Origin of the sequence: Coprobacter tertius (assembly GCF_024330105.1) — a bacterium.
Classification (GTDB): Bacteria; Bacteroidota; Bacteroidia; order Bacteroidales; family Coprobacteraceae; genus Coprobacter; species Coprobacter tertius.
Genome location: NZ_JANDHW010000005.1, coordinates 70,941 through 87,956, shown reverse-complemented (window position 1 = coordinate 87,956; position 17,016 = coordinate 70,941). Strand labels below are relative to the sequence as shown.

Below are 17,016 nucleotides of genomic sequence, written 5' to 3'. Positions count from 1 at the left end.
AAGGATGCAATATGCATTTATCAGTGATAAGATTTGTCAAATGTCTGTGGTTCCATGTTCAAATTTATTTTATTTAAGTGAAAAGGAAAAATTGCAGAAACCGTCTTTTTACATTTTGATTGGGGAAGATGAATCTACTAAGTCACAAGCTTATATTTTTGAAACAGAGAATTTTAAAGAAAGAGTAAATGACCATGATAATAAAAAGGCGTTTTGGTAAAAAGCTCTTATTTTTGTTTCGAAAGATTAAAATAAGACAAAAGCAGATGTTCAATATTTAGAATATAGAGCGATAGCTGAAGCGAAAAAATCAAATACTTTTGTTCTTACTGAGAATAAGCAGATACCAAAAGCACCGAATCTCCCGGAACATCAACAGGACGCCATGGGTGAATTTTTTGAGGATATAAAATTTTTCGCCTTTTTTGTAGGTTGTAATATTTTTGAGATTTCTGAGCCTAAAGAAGAGAATTTGTTTTATGCTAAAGCATAGGTTGTATTGCAAAAGGATTTTATAATCGATCGGGATTTATTGTGCTAAAAGGTAGTATTATCGAAAGAGGTGTTGCTCAATCATTTTCTTGGAAAGAAAAGCGAATTTTGTTGATTGATAATTATACTTCGATTGTAAATAATAAGCTTATATTAAATTCGGATGTTATTTTTACAGGTGTAAGCAGAGCTGCAGTTTTTTGTATGGGACGCAGTGAGAATGGATAGACCGAATGGATAGATAAAGAAGAAAGAATTATATAGAAAGTAAGAAAAACTAAATCTGGTTGAATTCGAAGAATATTTACTGCAATACAAATCGTATGAACGAGAAGTAGATTATTATGCTTTGTAGATGTTGTGTTTAGTTTTTGGCAGATATATTCTCTTGAGTAGGGGAAAACACGTACGATAGTTATAATTTATCATTTTGTTTTATAAAAAAAGCCTGTATATACAGGCTTTTTTATGGGGAAAAGGTTTTTATTCTTTTAATTTTGCAGCGATAGCATCTGCCATCGAGCAACATTCGGTAATTTTAGGTTGAGAAATGCCTTGTTTCATTTCAACAGGATTTCCGGTAACTTCCCAATTCATACGGGTTGCGAATTCCGTCAATCTTTTTACGGCTGCTCCTGCCCATGTAAAGGAGCCGAAGAATCCGAATATACGGTTCTTTATACCTCTATTTTCTATTTTCGATATTAGTGATTCTACATTTGGGAAAAGCTCGTTAGAGTATGTGGGGCTTCCGATGATGAGCCCTTTGTATTTGAAAATATCTCGTAGAACATAAGAAACGTCCGATTTCGTCATGTTGTGCATAATAATATTTCTAACACCGTTTGAAGCCAGTCGACGAGCAATTTGCTCAGCCATCTGTTCAGTATTTCCATACATACTTCCATAAGCAATTACAACACCGTTTTCCCCTTCGTATCGGCTTAATTTGTCGTAAATGCTTACCACTTTCTGAATTTCACGGGTCCAAACGGGTCCATGGGTACTGCAAATCATCTGTATGTCTACATCTTTGAGTTTTTTCAAAGCTGCTTGTACCGATGCCCCGTATTTACCGACGATATTGGAATAATAACGATACATTTCGTCCCAATATCGGTCAGTATTCATTTCAGAATCGATAATACCTCCGTCAAGAGTTCCGAAACAACCAAATGCATCTCCGGTAAACAATGTTTTTTCTTCTATGAGATACGACATCATTGTTTCGGGCCAATGCACCATCGGAGTCATATAGAAACGCATCGTTTTATTATTTCCTAATGACAAGGTATCGCCTTCTTTTATTTCTTTGAATCCGTCACAAAGGCCGTAAAAACCTTCAATCATTCCAATCGTTTTATTATTACCAACAATATTTATGTCGGGATAATGTTGTTTTATCGAACGAATAGAAGCCGAATGATCGGGTTCCATATGGTTTACGATTAAATAGTCGATAGGTAAATTGCCGATAATAGATTTTATTTCTGTTAAATATTGCTCTGTATAACAGGCGTCTACCGTATCTATCAACGCAATTTTTTCACCTTTTACAATGTAGGAATTATAAGAAACCCCCAGAGGAAGCGGCCATAAACCTTCGAAGCAGTGTTTGGTACGGTCGTTTATTCCTACGTAGAATACGTTAGGCTTTATTTCAGTGATATTGGGCATAATTATATGATTTTTAGAGTTTGCAAAGATATGAAATTTCTGTTTTTTACCCGATATCATTAAATTTTAATGTTTGTCTTTAACAAATATAACTGAAATTGCGGCCAACATAAGAAATATTCCGGCTGTGGACAATGCGTATATCGCATCTTTGTGATATATGTATTCTACGATAAATCCGTTAAAAACACCATTTACAATCTGAGGTATCGTTATAAAAAAATTGAAAATCCCCATATAAACACCCATTTTGGTCGCAGGTATGGCCCCGGCTAATATTGCGTAGGGCATAGCCAAAATACTTGCCCAGGCGATTCCGATTCCGACCATAGAAATGATTAGCAAATAAGGGTCATTGAATATATGGAAGGATATAAGTCCCAACCCACCACAAAAAAGGGATAAAGCATGAGTGGTTTTACGATTAGTCCATTTGGCGATAACCGGAAGGAAAAGCGCAAAAACCATTGCTACGGCATTATAAATTCCAAACAGTACACCTACCCAGTTTCCTGCAATTTGATAGGCTTCAGACGAAGCATCGGTTGTTCCGTAAAATCGCTCGGCTACAGCTGGAGTTGTATATACCCACATCGAAAACAGGGCAAACCATGAAAAAAATTGTACGATTCCCAACTGAGCCATGGTGCGTGGCATATGTACGATATCTCTCAGGATATCACCGAAATTCCCTTTTTCAGTCGGGACGCTTTCTTTTCTATCATCGGTAAATTGTCTCTGTATCTCGGGGGGATATTCTTTTGTATGAAATATTGTCCATAAAACAGTGCTTAACAATACTGCAGCTCCTACATAAAATGAAAAAATAACATTATCGGGTATTTCTCCAGGGGCAGCTGTTTTGGATATACCGAACCATTCTGCGAGAATATATGGAAACCAGGAGGCAACGACTGCGCCTACTCCGATAAGGAAGGTTTGTATAGAAAATCCCAATGTTCGTTGTTCAGACGGTAATAAATCGGCAACTAAAGCTCTGAATGGTTCCATCGCTACATTTATCGACGCATCCATGATCATCAACATTCCAGCTCCGATAAACATCGGCGGAATCAATGTGGATAGCGATCCCGAATTTGGCATAAATATAAGTGCGATCGAAGTAAGAATCGCACCAGCCAGAAAATAGGGCTTACGCCGTCCGAGACGGCACCATGTACGGTCCGAGTAATAACCAATGATCGGTTGAATGATCATTCCCGTAATAGGGGCGGCGAGCCAGAACCAGGATAAATGTTCTACATCGGCGCCATAAGTCTGTAGTATACGGCTTGCATTTGCATTTTGCAGCGCAAAGCCGAATTGTATTCCCAGAAAGCCGAAACTCATGTTCCATATCTGTGCCAGATTTAATTTAGGATGTTTCATGCTGCAAATTTCTTTTCTGACTAAAAAGTGTATTTGTCGTTCAATTAAGTATAACATGGTAACATCCTTTTTGTCGGAAAGGTTATATCGTTTTAAGTATAATATTTAATTATTAATATAATAAAATAATCCCGACCGGTAGAAATGTCTTATTCCTGCCGGTCGGGATCGTTTTAATATTTAATCTTTTAAAATTTATTGTTCAAAACGGTCTGCAACTTTTCTGCCTGCAGCTAAAGCTTTTATATTCATTTCTACTATTTGTTCTCCTTTTTTTCCGAAAATATTGCGTATCCCGGCTTCAAGTTGTTCGTAGGGAATACCGATGAATGGAGAAGCCGCACCCAGAATAACCGTATTAGCTGTACGGGGAGAACCTACTTCTTTTGCGATACCGTCTACATCGAGAATAATGGTGTTATGTATTTTTTTAAGTTCGTTCATTATTGTCTCTGTTTCGGGATATTCGGGAATATTTATAAAAGGAGTAGAATTTGTTACGATCCAGCCATTTTTGTTCAGATAGGGCAAATATCGTAAAGCCTCCATCGGTTCTAACGAAATAATTAGGTCCGCTTTTCCGTACGGAATCAGATCTGACGATATCGGGCCGCTTGAAATGCGTAAGTTGGATTGTACGTCACCACCTCTTTGGCTCATTCCATGCACTTCAGCCTGCTTCATATTCAGTCCGTTGGCTAAAGCGGCCTCTCCTATAATCGCGGCTATGGAAAGAATTCCCTGACCGCCGACACCCGAAAGTATAATATCTGTTTTCATGCTTTTTGACGTTTTTTTCTCGATAAGGTTTGTATACATTCTCTTCGGGGAATAATTACCGAAACACCTTTATATTCAATTTCTTCCCGTATTACAGTTTCCATTTGCTGCATATTTTTTTTCAAGGGTTCAACGATTCTTATGTGTTCGGGAGATACTCCTACGCCGGCACATATCGCTTCCAGTTTTCCGGTTCCCGCCGAATCCTGTCCACCGGTCATCGCTGTCGTTTCGTTATCCGAAATAATAATCGTTACATTTGCGTTTTCATTTACACAGTCGAGTAAACCTGTAATGCCTGAATGAGTAAAGGTCGAATCTCCAATTACAGCAATTGCTGGGAAAAGTCCTCCGTCGGCAGCCCCTTTGGCCATGGTTACCGATGCCCCCATATCTACACATGAATGGATTGCTCGGAAGGGTGGTAGAGCTCCTAAAGTATAACAACCGATATCGCTAAAAATACGTGCATTTTCATAAGTCCGTGCTACATTATTCAGGGCTTCATACATATCCCGGTGTCCGCATCCCTGACACAGGGCTGGTGGTCTCATCATTACAATATCGGGAATCGGGTAGGTGGGGCCGTTTTTTAAACCCAAAGCGGTTGCTACTTTATCGGGATTCAGTTCTCCATCTCGGTCAAGAGTACCATCCAGACGTCCTTTTACCGTAATTCCCAAACCTAATAATCCTTTTAATTTTTCTTCTACGAATGCATAGCCTTCTTCTAATATCAATATTTCGTTGCATTCTTTTACAAGCCGGGCGATCATATCTACCGGAAGTGGATATTGAGATATTTTTATTATTGGGTATTCGCATCCGTCTGGGAAATTTTCTGTCAGATAATTGTATGCGATACCGCAGGCAATGATTCCTAATTTTTTATTATTTCCATCGATATAATGGTTAAACTCCGATTTTTCGGCAGCCTGTACGAATTTTTTCTGATCTTGTAATAATATTTTGAATCTTTTTCGGGAGTTGGCTGGTAAAAGGATGAACTGTTTCGGATCATCGGGAAATGAGATTTTATTTTGGTAACGTTTTTCTCTGATATCGACGCCCGAGCGGGAATGGGCAAGTCTGGTGGTAATGCGAAGGATCACCGGAATTTTAAACTGTTCTGATAATTCGAAACCCGAAATGACCATATCATAGGCTTCTTGTTGGTTAGATGGCTCTAAAATAGGAACAAATGCAAAATCACCATAAAAACGAGAATCCTGTTCATTTTGAGATGAATGCATCGACGGGTCGTCGGCTGCTACAATAATAAGCCCTCCGTTTACACCGGTCATACCGGCATTTACAAAAGCGTCAGCGGCAACGTTCATACCGACATGCTTCATACATACTAAAGCTCTTTTCCCGATATATGACATCCCTAAGGCTGCTTCCATTGCAGTTTTTTCGTTAGCAGACCATCGGCTGTGTATATTTTCTCCTGTTTTTTGGGTGGCAGCCTGTATATATTCCGTAATTTCGGTCGACGGTGTTCCCGGATACGCATATACACCGGATATACCAGCATCCAAAGCCGCTTGAGCAATGGCTTCGTCACCTAATAACAAATGTTTATTCATAATTTATTTTTTGATATATGACAAGATTTAAGTGAACAATTTAATTTCAAATAACTACAAATATAGGGAAAAAAATTAGAATCTTATTAAAAATAGCCCTTGCAGTATTTATTTCATAATCCTCCGCTCATTTAACGCTTTTTGATAGCGTATGGCATTTTGTTGATGTTCAGCGTAGGTTTCGGCAAAATTATGGCGACCCGAAAGATCGTCTTTAGCACACATATACACGTAATTATGAGGTTGATAGTTTAATACAGAGTTGATCGCTGCTTTTGAAGGGATACGAATAGGGCCTGGAGGGAGCCCTGAGTGTTTATATGTATTATATGGAGAATCGGTGTCCAGATGTTGATGCAGAATTCTCCTTAATGAAAAATCCTGTAATGCGAATTTTACAGTAGGGTCAGCTTGAAGCAACATACCGGCTTTAAGTCGGTTTATGTATACTCCGGCTACGATAGGCATTTCCGCTGTGTTTTTGGTCTCTTCTTCGACAATAGAAGCCAATGTACTCACTTCAATAGGGGTAAGATGTATTTTAGCCGCTTTAAGTTTCCGGTCTTCGTTCCAGAATTTCATGTATTCGTCATACATCCGGTCGAGTAATTTTTCAGGTTTTATCGTCCAGTAAACTTCGTAAGTATCGGGGATAAACATCGCCGGTATCGTTTGTGTAGAAAAGCCGTAAGATTTACATATTTCCGGATTATCTAGTAAATTCTTTATCTCTTCCGGTTGCATCATAAAGGTTTTTCCTATACGCTCGGAAAGATTTTCGGTCGTACGAATGTTGTTAAAGGTAAATCGTATCGGTGTTTGGTTTCCGTTCGATAATTTACGGTAAGTCTTAAATACGCCCATACCCGGCTCTATACGGTATGCACCTGGCTCATCCGATGGTTTATAATGATTTATACGTGCTATGCGGGCAAATTTTATAATGTCCGATTTATTTATTTTGCTTCCTAAATCTGACAGAATATCTTCCAACTTACTGTTTTTGTCGACATAAATCCAAAATGTATCTTTTGTAAAACTATCGATCATGTATCTTTTATAAATAATTCCGGCTGATACGAGTAAAATACAAATGATTGCTGCAACGATATATAGAATTTTGATTACAGTACTTTTTCCCGATTTTTTTCTACGTTTTTTTACCATTATAATATTTTCTTGTCGTTGAATTTTTAAATTACAAAAGTAAGCAATTACCCTAATACAGGGATAAAATGCATATAAATATTTGCATGTTAAAAATCGGGAACTTATATTTGCATAGCTTTGGTATGGGTAACGGCTGATCCAAATTGAGGAAGTGTGGGTGAGTGGCTGAAACCACCAGTTTGCTAAACTGACGTACGGGTAACCGTACCGGGGGTTCGAATCCCCGGCATTCCTTCTTAATATTTTTAAAGTTTAATTTCAATGCATCAGATGCCCAAATAAGTATTCTTTTATCTGTAGATTCCGGGTGTTTCTGTAAATACCCCATTTCTACATATTTACGAATTGTATGCGGATTAATATTATGTAATATGGATACCATTTCAATTGTAAATGCACATTTATTAATTGATTCAAATGGTATGCTTTCAGATAGCATACGATTCTTTTCTTCGATCTCGTATTGTAAACTATAAATCATACTTGTAATTTGATTTATAGTCATATTTGATATGTCAATCGTATTAATATTCATAATCGTTACTCCTTCTTCCGCTCGTTCTACATCTTACGCTTGTTCTCGTTATGCTTCGTGTACGTGTTCTATACATATCACCATCAATACTCATACATTGGTTGATAAAGAATAATACACTGAATAATACTTCTATTCCATGTTTACGAATCTCCTTTAAATCGAAATTCCTTTTCAATTTCATGCAGATCAGATACAATACAAGTTCTGTATCTTTGGATATTCCAAGTTTCCGATAAATAGCCCGTTTCTGCGTCTTAGTCGTCCAAACCGACTTGTTAAGATTGTCGGCGACTTCTTTGTCACATAATCCTTTGCCATATTCATAGGCAACCTGCCATTCTGCATGAGTTAATGTTTCCATTATTTTATGCGTCTTAAATGCAACATATTATTCTTAACCGTCTTAATGTATTCCCTTTTCTGCCCGGTAATTCTATTTACTTTACAAATCGTAGTTTCAATAGACGGTAATTTTAAGGCTTCAAATGTTATTTCCGGGCCTTCCACTTTCAGTGAAAGTATTTGCTTAACCAATGATTTATTATTGTCTATCATCCTTATTAGGTATTTGTTTTATTTAAATAATCTTTTATCTTTGTGATGTTGTTGTTTGAACAACAGGACAAAGATAGATATAAAATCTAAACAAACAATAGATAATCTACTAAAAATATCGATTTTAAATCTAATTAACTATTATCATGAGTTTAAAAGACAGATTATTGGAATTTATTACCGCCGAAGGTATTAGTATCAGTTTGTTTGAAAAGCAAGTAGGTATGAGTAATGGATCTGTATCCAAAATGAGTGATAATACACGAAAGACCACATTAGATAAAATATCTATGATTTACCCAAACTTGAATATAAATTGGCTAAGAACTGGAGAAGGGAATATGCTAAAAAATGTAATTAATGATAATAGTGTTAGGGTAGCTGGAGAAAATCATAGTGTAATTGTAGGGAATCATAATCGTTCAACGCATAATAATGTAAATAATCATATAAACATTTCTGATTTGCCCGAATCCGGGTACGTAAAAATTATTAGACCTTCTGGCGAAATTGAGACATACTTATCTACCTCAGTTTATGTCGATGGCACAAATGAACGAGAAAAAGAATTATTAAAACAAATAAACGATCTCGAGAAACAGGTAATCGAGAGCCGGGCCATTATTAAATCTAAGGATGAAATGATTTCTATGTTACGAGAATTATTAAGTCATAAATAAAATTAGATATAGGGTTAACTTAAACTATGTGTTTATTCGTTAACGTTGCAATTAATATATCGGTTCGAGAAATATATATAAATATATATATCAATTAATAAATATTTTTATGAAATACTTAATAATGTCATTGTTTTTAGTAATTATTTCATCATGTTCAAAAGAGGATGATTCATTAAAGATTGGGAGATATACATTAATATCCCCAACTTATAATAATGGGCGTTTGGAAAAAGCAGAAGGTTATGCTGAAATAAAAAATAAAAAAGATACTTTATTTTTTAAATATGATATAAGCTTCCCTGAAAAAGATTCCTGCGGTATTCTTAGTATTTATATTGTAAATGATGTTATGTACGATAATTCTCATCCTAAACATCCAATTGATAACTATACAAGGATTAGTTACAAAAAAAATATAATAACCGTACAACAATTAAATAATACTACTCACAAGTTTATTAAGAATAAATAATAAAGAATTAATTTTTAAAATGATCTCCTTCCTGTTGGTTCATAAATCACGTAGAATTTCCCCGATAGCTATATTGATTTGCTTTCGGGGAAATAAATATCGTAGAAATATCGGCGAATCGGTGGAACCGAAATTTTGGAACGCAGAAAAAAAACGTGTGCGTGTGACGGCGAAGAATACGGAAGCAAATTTCACTAACGAAATTTTAGACAGGTGGGAGGAAGCCGCATTAAGGGTTATATCTCACTTTAAGAAGTTCTATAATACTCCTTTAAAGGAAGAGTTCTTTAAGAAACTGGACGAAGAATTTTATATTGATGACCCAAATGATAGAAATATTTACTTCATCGATTACATAAATAAATATATTGAACGATACCGGGGTGTTAAATCAAAGGATTTGATTAATAAATTTCAAAGAACCAGAGATAAACTAATTGAATATGAGAAATATTTAAAAAAAAGACTCGTATTCAGTGATATAAATATTGATTTCTACAACTTATTTAAGGAATGGTTCTTTGAAAAAGGTTATTCAACTAATTACTTCGGAAATAACATACGAAATATTAAACAAATATATACTGAGGCTAAGGTTGTAGATCATATTCATAATCTATCAGATATTAACCATAGGGATTTTATTGGCATAAAGGTAGATACCGATAGTATCTACCTTACGGAAGATGAACTAAAGAAAATATATGATTTTGATTTTAAAATTTCTTCAATAAAGAATCACTTTAAAGACATAAGTGATGAGAACGCAAAAAAGAAAATTAAATCCTATAAATTAGTTCGTGATCGATTCCTGATCGGCGCTTATACAGGGTTAAGAGTTTCGGATTACGGGCGTTTAAATGAACTAAATATTGATGATAATTTTATCAGGATAAGGGCGAAAAAGACCGGTAAAGAATCAATTATACCCATACATCCCTATATACGTAATATCTTAAATAATGGATTTGATCCGAACATTAGAGTATCAGATCAGAAAATAAACGAACACATCAAAGAAATTGCCCGTATTGCTGGAATAACCGATAAGGTATTAATAAATAAACATATTCAGGGTAAATATGTACAATTCGAATTTGAGAAATGCGATTTAATTTCAACACATACAGCCCGACGATCTTTTGCAACAAATGCCTATAAAGCCGGAGTACCGGTTATTGCCATTATGAAAATTACCGGCCATAGCAAACAATCGACTTTTTTAAAATACATAAAAGTCGATGAAAAAGAGAATGCCGAAATACTTTCAAATCATCCATTCTTTAAATAATTGTATTACCCTATGTAGAACCAAATTATTATAACGTAAATCTTTATTTGATTTATTTTGATTATAAAAAAAATATGTAAATCATTGACGATGTATTAATTTAACATTGTTTAAGTATGTGATCAGAGATTGAGTTATAATAAAACGAATCCCCCCGCTTCCGCAAATAAAAAAAGACGTCTGTAAAAGACGTCTTTTTTTTGAAAGTTTTTATTGAATAATAATCTTTTTTGTTTCGTTATTTATGCGTAATATATATACTCCCGCCGAAATATCATCTGTTGATATTATAGCGTAGTTTTCAAAGGAAAAACTTTTTACAGCCATTCCGTTAAGATTAAAGAGTGTACCCGATTCTTTTATGTTTGTAGTATATTTTACGTTTAATTTTTGGTTTGCCGCATCCTGGTATGCAACCAGTATGGGACTTTTTTCGGATTCTACTGACGTCGGTTCGACGACCTGAAAATATATTCGTTCTGCGGGTTCGTAATATTTTTCCTTTATAAAATAAGAAACGAAATAATCTCCTACCGGTAAATTGTTGAAAGTACATTCTCCCGAAGTAGAATTGATATAGGTCCAGGCCAGCGACTGATCGGAACTACTTCCCGGAATTTGTCCTTCTTTGTAAATTCCTATCCAGTCCTTCTGTAATCCGGGACCGTTAGAAAATTTTACTTTTATGGTTTCACCCTTCTCAAAAACCGTAGATTCAGTTTCGAGTTTGGGTATAACCCCTACATAGAAATATTTTGTACGGTATAAAAGGTCGTATCCGCTGTCTCTAAAAAGAGTTGCGTAGTAGGCACCGGGTTCCAACGAAAATGTAATTATTCCTTCACTTCCCGATACATAGTCCCATTTTGTAGAGATAACTCCGTTAACAGGATTTTGTCCTTCTCTGAAAATTCCGATCCATTGTCCCGACTCCCCCGGAGCAAATTTGAAAGATATGCTGACTTCTTCGTCTGGAAGATATTTTTCTTTGGACAGTTCGAGTTCGGGATCTCCGTCAATACCGTTTACGGTTGTAAAAGTTACTGGTTCAGACCAATCCGACCATTCTAAGTTCCGGTCGCGATGCCGCACGCGTATGAAATGTATACCGTTATGCAGGTCTTCTTTTTTCAAAGTTTGTTCAAATATGTTGATATCTTTGTGCAAATCAACGAATTTGGCTCCTACAGGATGTTTTCCGTAGATATTTTCGTAATCCCGTATCAGATCGAATTCGAGGTCAGAGAAAGTCGCGTCGCTTGCTACCTGAAATTGTACACTATTGTAATCGTAACCAGTTTGGCTTGAATAAGCGCTGCTTTTAAATGTATAGGGCAGCTCGATGGCATCGGCCGGCTCCAGTGCTTCGATATAAGGTTTCTCGGGTTTACTCTTTTCGAAGGTACGGAAAAAACTATCGACCAGTTTCGGTTCTGCGAAGGTTTCTGCTTGGTTTCCGGTGACATATGTTTCTACTGTCATTGTCCCTGTTTCCGAATTGAGTTCTACGATCTGGAATGGCCAATAATCGATTGTTTTTTGCACGTCATCGAAATCCTGTTCTGTTCCTTGGCCCCAGCGTTGATCCCAGGATGCTCCGCCCGATATGATATGGTAGGTAGGATAATCGCGTAATTGTCCGCGGTGGTATAAATGGTGATGTCCGGCAACATTCATAACCGATTTTTCCGATTTATTTAATAAAGGCATAATCTGGTCTCTTACCCATTCCGATACATCGCCTACATATTGCTCGGCTTGTAATGGGCGGTGGTTGTAACTGAAAATCCAGTCTATTTCGTCATCGGCGATTGCTTTTTCAATGACTTGTTTGGCCCATTTGTATTGGGTCATACCGGCATGCTCCGAACTTAGCATCAGGAATAAAGCTCGTCCCTGCTGCATAGCATAATAATATTCAGAATTGCTTTTTATTCCTTTGTACTCTATTTTGTCATAAATAAAATGATCGTTATAATATTTAAGAGGATTATTACCGGCAACATCGTGATTTCCTATAATTGTCATGATCGGCAGGTTGGGAGATAATGTTTCCGATTTTTTAAAATGAGTAATATCATATTCTTTCAATGTTCCGGCATTCACCTGGTCTCCTACGTTTGTAATTAAGTTGATATGATCTTCGATGGGAGTTCCGTATTTTTTTTCGGCGATAGATTTCGCACCTTTCATCAGGCGCACATACCTGTCGTCTTGTAGCTGGTGGTCGCCCAGAATAATAAACCGGTAAATACCTTTACTGCCGGGAACAGGTTGGGTTTTAAAACTATACACATTCGATTGTTGATCACCACTTATGACTTTGTAAAAGTAGCGGGTATCGGGCTTTAAACCGGTAAGTTGTACGCTGTGATAAGTGTACGAATAATTGTTATCTTCGGTTGAGGTAAAAAACTCAGCGTCCCCGTTAGTTATGTTTTCGAGAGCTTCGGTAGTTTCTCCGTAAAGAACTTTACTTTCTTTTTCATTAGTTGTTCTCCAATTAATCCAGATAGAATTATGAGTTGGTGTTTGTAAGTAAGGAACCGGTTCGGCATAGGCTTCGAGGTATAAAATCAGAGCTAAAGCTGAAAATAAGATTTTTTTTAACATGTTTTTTGTTTTTAGATTGGTATTTTTCTGTAAATTGGTTTAATAGCCTTTACGGTATTAGAATTTTTTTTGAGGTTTATAGCACGATCTTTAAATTATATTTGTGGGGTAAACGGAGAATTAAAAAAGAGATGTATATTGAAGAGTTATTTTTAGCATTTGTTCTGATGAATATATAACACAAAAGAAGGAAATTATTAGATAATTAATTCTGTAAATATTTTTAAGAAGCATAAATTGTGTAAAAAACCGGCCACAAATTTAATTTGCGACCGGTTTTTAATTATTTAAATGTTTTTACAGTTTCCGATACAGGAAGTTTAGGCTTTTCTTCGGATTCTTTCAAAGGAGTACCGAATGGCATTTGTGCTATTAACTGCCAGTTTTCTGGAATATTCCACTGCCGGTGTATATCTTCGTCGATTAACGGATTATAGTGTTGTAGTGAGGCTCCTAATCCGGAATCTTCGAGCATAGTCCATATCGCTAATTGGTGCATAGCTGATGTTTGTTCAGACCATACCGGGAATTTAGCTTCATACGGTGGAAAGTTTTCTTGTAGTTTTTTTACAACATTTTCATCTTCAAAAAATAATATAGTACCATATCCTGAGTCAAAAGATTGTTCTATTTTTTCTTTGGTTGCGATGAACCGGTCTTCGGGTAACATTTTTTGTAATTTTTCTTTTACGATATTCCAGAATTTATGATGATGTTCTTTCAGTAAAAGAACGAGCCTTGTCGATTGCGAATTAAAAGCAGAAGGAACATGTGTTATCGCAAAATCGAGAATATCTTTTATATCGTCATCTGAGATCGGTGAATTTCCATTGATTGCATAATAAGATCTTCTGTGTTTTAAAGCTTCTTTAAAAGTACGTGTAGCCATAGTTTTCAATTTTAAGTTAGTTTATTAAAGTTATAACAAAATGGATGGGGTTATTGTTGTAAAATCTTATCGTTTCTTATAAAATGTATGTTTTGTAATTTCATGAATTTGAATTACTTTCGTCTCTTGAAAAAACAGCCTTTATATGCTAAAAAAATTAGTATTTATTATATTCTTGTTTTTGGGGATTTTCAAAACATTTTCTCAACCGAAACATGAAATGCGGGCAGTATGGTTTACGACTAACTGGGGGCTAGACTGGCCACATGAAACGGTACGAGATTATATATCGAGGGAACAACAGAAAGGAGAGTTATGTCGTTTGTTGGATTGCGTAGAAGAATTGAATTTTAATGTCGTTTTTTTTCAGACTCGTCTCAGAGGGGATGTAATTTATACTTCGAAAAATGAACCTTGGAATGCTATATTAACAGGTGTATCTGGTAAAAATCCCGGATACGATCCATTAGAATATGCGGTAAGAAAATGTCATGAAAGAGGGCTCGAATGTCATGCCTGGATTGTATGTATTCCGATCGGAACTAATAAACAGGTTAAATTGCATGGGCGGAATTCTCTTGTGGCGAGGCATCGGGATTGGTGTATAAATATGAAAGGAGAGTGGTATCTCGATCCCGGACATCCGCAGGTTGCCGAATATTTGGCTTCGTTGGCTGCCGATATCGTGAGGCGTTATCAGGTAGATGGGATTCATCTTGATTATATAAGGTATCCGGATCAAGCATGGGCTTTTCCCGATAAAAATACGTATCGTAAATATGCTCGGAAGGGGGAATCACTTTCTCAATGGCGACAAAATAATATCGATCGTATCGTGTATACGATTTATAATGCGGTGAAGCAGGTACGTCATACTGTGAAAGTAAGTGCGGCTACGATAGGAAAATATAGATCTTTACCCGCATTTCCTTCATCGGGATGGAGTTGTATCGAATCGGTACATCAGGATGCTCAAAAATGGATGAAAGACGGGAAAATTGATTTTATCGTACCGATGTTGTACTTCAGTGAACGTTCTTTTTATCCATTTCTTGACGATTGGATAAAAAACAGTTATGGCCGGCCTGTAGTCAGTGGCTTGGGGGCCTATAGACTACAAAAGACTGAGGGAAATTGGAAATTGAACGATTTTCTGCGTCAGATATATGATGGAAGATATTTAGGTGCTTCAGGGCAGGCCTTTTATCGGTTGGAAAGTCTGGTTAAAAATGAAAAAGGAATTTATGACGAATTATATCATTGGGCATATCCTTTCCCCGCCTTATTACCCCGAATGCCATGGATAAGCGATTATGTGCCGGATACTCCTAAAGGCTTTCGAATAGAAAGTAATTTGTCTTTTATCGATTTTAAATGGGATAGAACCTTAAAAGCAAAAGGTTATGCTTTATATGGGTCTGATATATACCCTGTGGATATATCACAATCTGAAAATTTATTATGGACTGGATTTATAAATAATTGTCGATTGTCTTATTCACAGATACCTAGGTGCAAATATTATGCGCTTACTGCTTATGATGAAGGATATAACGAAAGTTTACCTGTTTTTATAGATGTTTCCGAAACTTCTCCGATACCGCCGGAATTTAAGATTATTTATTCGGAAAAAGACGGAACATTGAATTTTAATACGCAAAATAAATACAAGTATATTGTAATATTGGATATAATGGGACAAAAGATATATCAGGGTATATGGAGAAATAAAATAAATTTGCCAAATTTGCAAAGCGGAATATACCGTATATTATATGCCGATGAAAAGGCAACATATAAAGGATTATTTTCACACATAAAATATTAAATTATGTATCCATTAAAATTCGATACCATTCTGAAAAGTGTTATTTGGGGAGGTAGTGAAATATGCAAGTTTAAGAATCTCCCTAAATGTCAGGATGGCATAGGCGAAAGTTGGGAGATATCCCAAGTAAAAGATAATGTTTCGGTTGTAAGCGATGGTTCGTTAAAAGGAGAATCCCTTACCGATTTGATGAGTCGGTATGGAGATAAGTTGTTGGGTAAACATGTTGTTGACCGTTTTGGAGATAAATTTCCTTTATTGATAAAATTTATCGATGCACGAGATAATTTGTCGATTCAGGTACATCCGAATGACGAGTTGGCTAAACAACGCCATAATTCTTTTGGAAAGACAGAAATGTGGTATGTTATATCGGCTCAGGAAGGTGCCGGTTTATATTCGGGTTTTTCGAAACAAATCGATGCTGAGGAATATGTGAAACGTGTAAATGATAATACGATCATGGATGTATTACAATTTCATCCTGTAAAGAGCGGAGACGTATTCTTCTTACCTGCAGGTCGTGTACATGCTATTGGAAAGGGTATTTTTATTGCCGAGATTCAACAAACGTCGGATATTACTTATCGTATTTACGATTATAATCGTAAAGATGCTAATGGTAAAGGTCGTGAATTGCATACAGAATTGGCTAAAGACGCGATAGATTACAATATGTATTCTGATCTGAAAACAATTTATAAGCCTGAAACCGATAGAGCCGTAGAATTAGTAAGTTGTAAATATTTTACTACGAATTTACTCGATATCGATAAAAAAATAAAGCGGGATATTGCCGATAAAGACTCGTTCGTTATTTATATTTGTATGGAAGGCGAAACGGAATTGACCGATAATAACGGTGTTAAAATATCTGTTAGGAGAGGAGATACGGTATTAGTACCGGCATCTTTACAATGGGTTGAAATTTCTCCTGAGAAATCGGGTAAATTGTTGGAATGTTATATTCCCGAAATTTAAAAATCTATTTGAGTATAAAAATATATGCAATAAAGAAATGGGATTTACATTTATAAATCCCATTTCTTT

The 17,016-nt window shown here is 36.0% G+C and carries 14 protein-coding genes, 1 tRNA gene and 1 pseudogene; 7 read left to right on the top strand and 9 right to left on the bottom strand.

Annotated features, from left to right (window positions below):
- Positions 1 to 4: 4 nt before the first annotated feature.
- A pseudogene (locus NMU02_RS06450) lies at positions 5 to 720 on the top strand (GIY-YIG nuclease family protein).
- 255 nt (positions 721 to 975) lie between these two features.
- On the opposite strand, the gene NMU02_RS06445 reads toward NMU02_RS06450, so the two are convergent.
- The 5 genes from NMU02_RS06445 to mltG form a co-directional block, all read right to left on the bottom strand.
- Positions 976 to 2,169 carry an FprA family A-type flavoprotein gene (locus NMU02_RS06445; protein ID WP_255026706.1) on the bottom strand — a complete coding sequence of 398 codons (1,194 nt, stop codon included), beginning with the start codon at positions 2,167 to 2,169 and terminating at the stop codon, positions 976 to 978.
- A 66-nt stretch (positions 2,170 to 2,235) separates the two neighbouring features.
- Positions 2,236 to 3,558: an MFS transporter gene (locus NMU02_RS06440; protein WP_255026934.1), complete on the bottom strand. Its 1,323-nt coding sequence runs from the start codon at positions 3,556 to 3,558 to the stop codon at positions 2,236 to 2,238.
- A gap of 195 nt (positions 3,559 to 3,753) precedes the next feature.
- Positions 3,754 to 4,338, bottom strand: coding sequence for an indolepyruvate oxidoreductase subunit beta (locus NMU02_RS06435; RefSeq protein ID WP_255026704.1), 585 nt, complete (start codon positions 4,336 to 4,338; stop codon positions 3,754 to 3,756).
- Entirely contained in the window at positions 4,335 to 5,927 is a 1,593-nt protein-coding gene (locus NMU02_RS06430) for a thiamine pyrophosphate-dependent enzyme (RefSeq protein WP_255026703.1), read from the bottom strand. The genes NMU02_RS06435 and NMU02_RS06430 overlap by 4 nt, the downstream gene beginning before the upstream one ends.
- 108 nt (positions 5,928 to 6,035) lie before the next feature.
- A complete protein-coding gene (gene mltG, locus NMU02_RS06425; RefSeq protein ID WP_255026699.1) occupies positions 6,036 to 7,094 on the bottom strand; it encodes an endolytic transglycosylase MltG in 1,059 nt (352 codons plus the stop codon).
- Between the two features lie 149 nt (positions 7,095 to 7,243).
- On the opposite strand from mltG, the gene NMU02_RS06420 reads away from it, so the two are divergent.
- Positions 7,244 to 7,336, top strand: a tRNA-Ser gene (locus NMU02_RS06420).
- A 285-nt stretch (positions 7,337 to 7,621) separates the two neighbouring features.
- On the opposite strand, the gene NMU02_RS06415 is transcribed toward NMU02_RS06420, so the two are convergent.
- Positions 7,622 to 7,996, bottom strand: coding sequence for a helix-turn-helix transcriptional regulator (locus NMU02_RS06415; RefSeq protein ID WP_255026697.1), 375 nt, complete (start codon positions 7,994 to 7,996; stop codon positions 7,622 to 7,624).
- Positions 7,996 to 8,190, bottom strand: coding sequence for a hypothetical protein (locus NMU02_RS06410; RefSeq protein WP_255026695.1), 195 nt, complete (start codon positions 8,188 to 8,190; stop codon positions 7,996 to 7,998). Before NMU02_RS06410 ends, NMU02_RS06415 begins: the two co-directional genes overlap by 1 nt.
- A gap of 146 nt (positions 8,191 to 8,336) precedes the next feature.
- Between NMU02_RS06410 and NMU02_RS06405 the strand changes: the two genes are divergently transcribed.
- The 3 genes from NMU02_RS06405 (at position 8,337) to NMU02_RS06395 (ending at position 10,636) form a co-directional block, all read left to right on the top strand.
- A complete protein-coding gene (locus tag NMU02_RS06405; protein ID WP_255026694.1) occupies positions 8,337 to 8,870 on the top strand; it encodes a hypothetical protein in 534 nt (177 codons plus the stop codon).
- A 109-nt stretch (positions 8,871 to 8,979) separates the two neighbouring features.
- Complete coding sequence (locus NMU02_RS06400; protein WP_255026693.1) at positions 8,980 to 9,345, top strand: hypothetical protein; 366 nt, start codon at positions 8,980 to 8,982, stop codon at positions 9,343 to 9,345.
- A 163-nt stretch (positions 9,346 to 9,508) separates the two neighbouring features.
- Positions 9,509 to 10,636 (top strand): site-specific integrase, encoded by a 1,128-nt coding sequence (locus NMU02_RS06395; RefSeq protein ID WP_255026692.1) that lies wholly within the window; start codon positions 9,509 to 9,511, stop codon positions 10,634 to 10,636.
- A 210-nt stretch (positions 10,637 to 10,846) separates the two neighbouring features.
- Here the strand turns inward: NMU02_RS06395 and NMU02_RS06390 are convergent, their stop codons facing one another.
- Both NMU02_RS06390 and NMU02_RS06385 read right to left on the bottom strand, forming a co-directional pair.
- Entirely contained in the window at positions 10,847 to 13,249 is a 2,403-nt protein-coding gene (locus tag NMU02_RS06390; RefSeq protein ID WP_255026689.1) for a fibronectin type III domain-containing protein, read from the bottom strand.
- 283 nt (positions 13,250 to 13,532) lie between these two features.
- A complete protein-coding gene (locus NMU02_RS06385) occupies positions 13,533 to 14,138 on the bottom strand; it encodes a nitroreductase family protein (protein ID WP_255026688.1) in 606 nt (201 codons plus the stop codon).
- A gap of 145 nt (positions 14,139 to 14,283) precedes the next feature.
- On the opposite strand from NMU02_RS06385, the gene NMU02_RS06380 reads away from it, so the two are divergent.
- Together NMU02_RS06380 and NMU02_RS06375 are read left to right on the top strand one after the other, a co-directional pair.
- Positions 14,284 to 15,966, top strand: a complete 1,683-nt coding sequence (locus NMU02_RS06380) for a family 10 glycosylhydrolase (RefSeq protein ID WP_255026687.1) — start codon at positions 14,284 to 14,286, stop codon at positions 15,964 to 15,966.
- Positions 15,967 to 16,947: a type I phosphomannose isomerase catalytic subunit gene (locus tag NMU02_RS06375; protein WP_255026932.1), complete on the top strand. Its 981-nt coding sequence runs from the start codon at positions 15,967 to 15,969 to the stop codon at positions 16,945 to 16,947.
- The last annotated feature ends 69 nt before the right edge of the window (positions 16,948 to 17,016 follow it).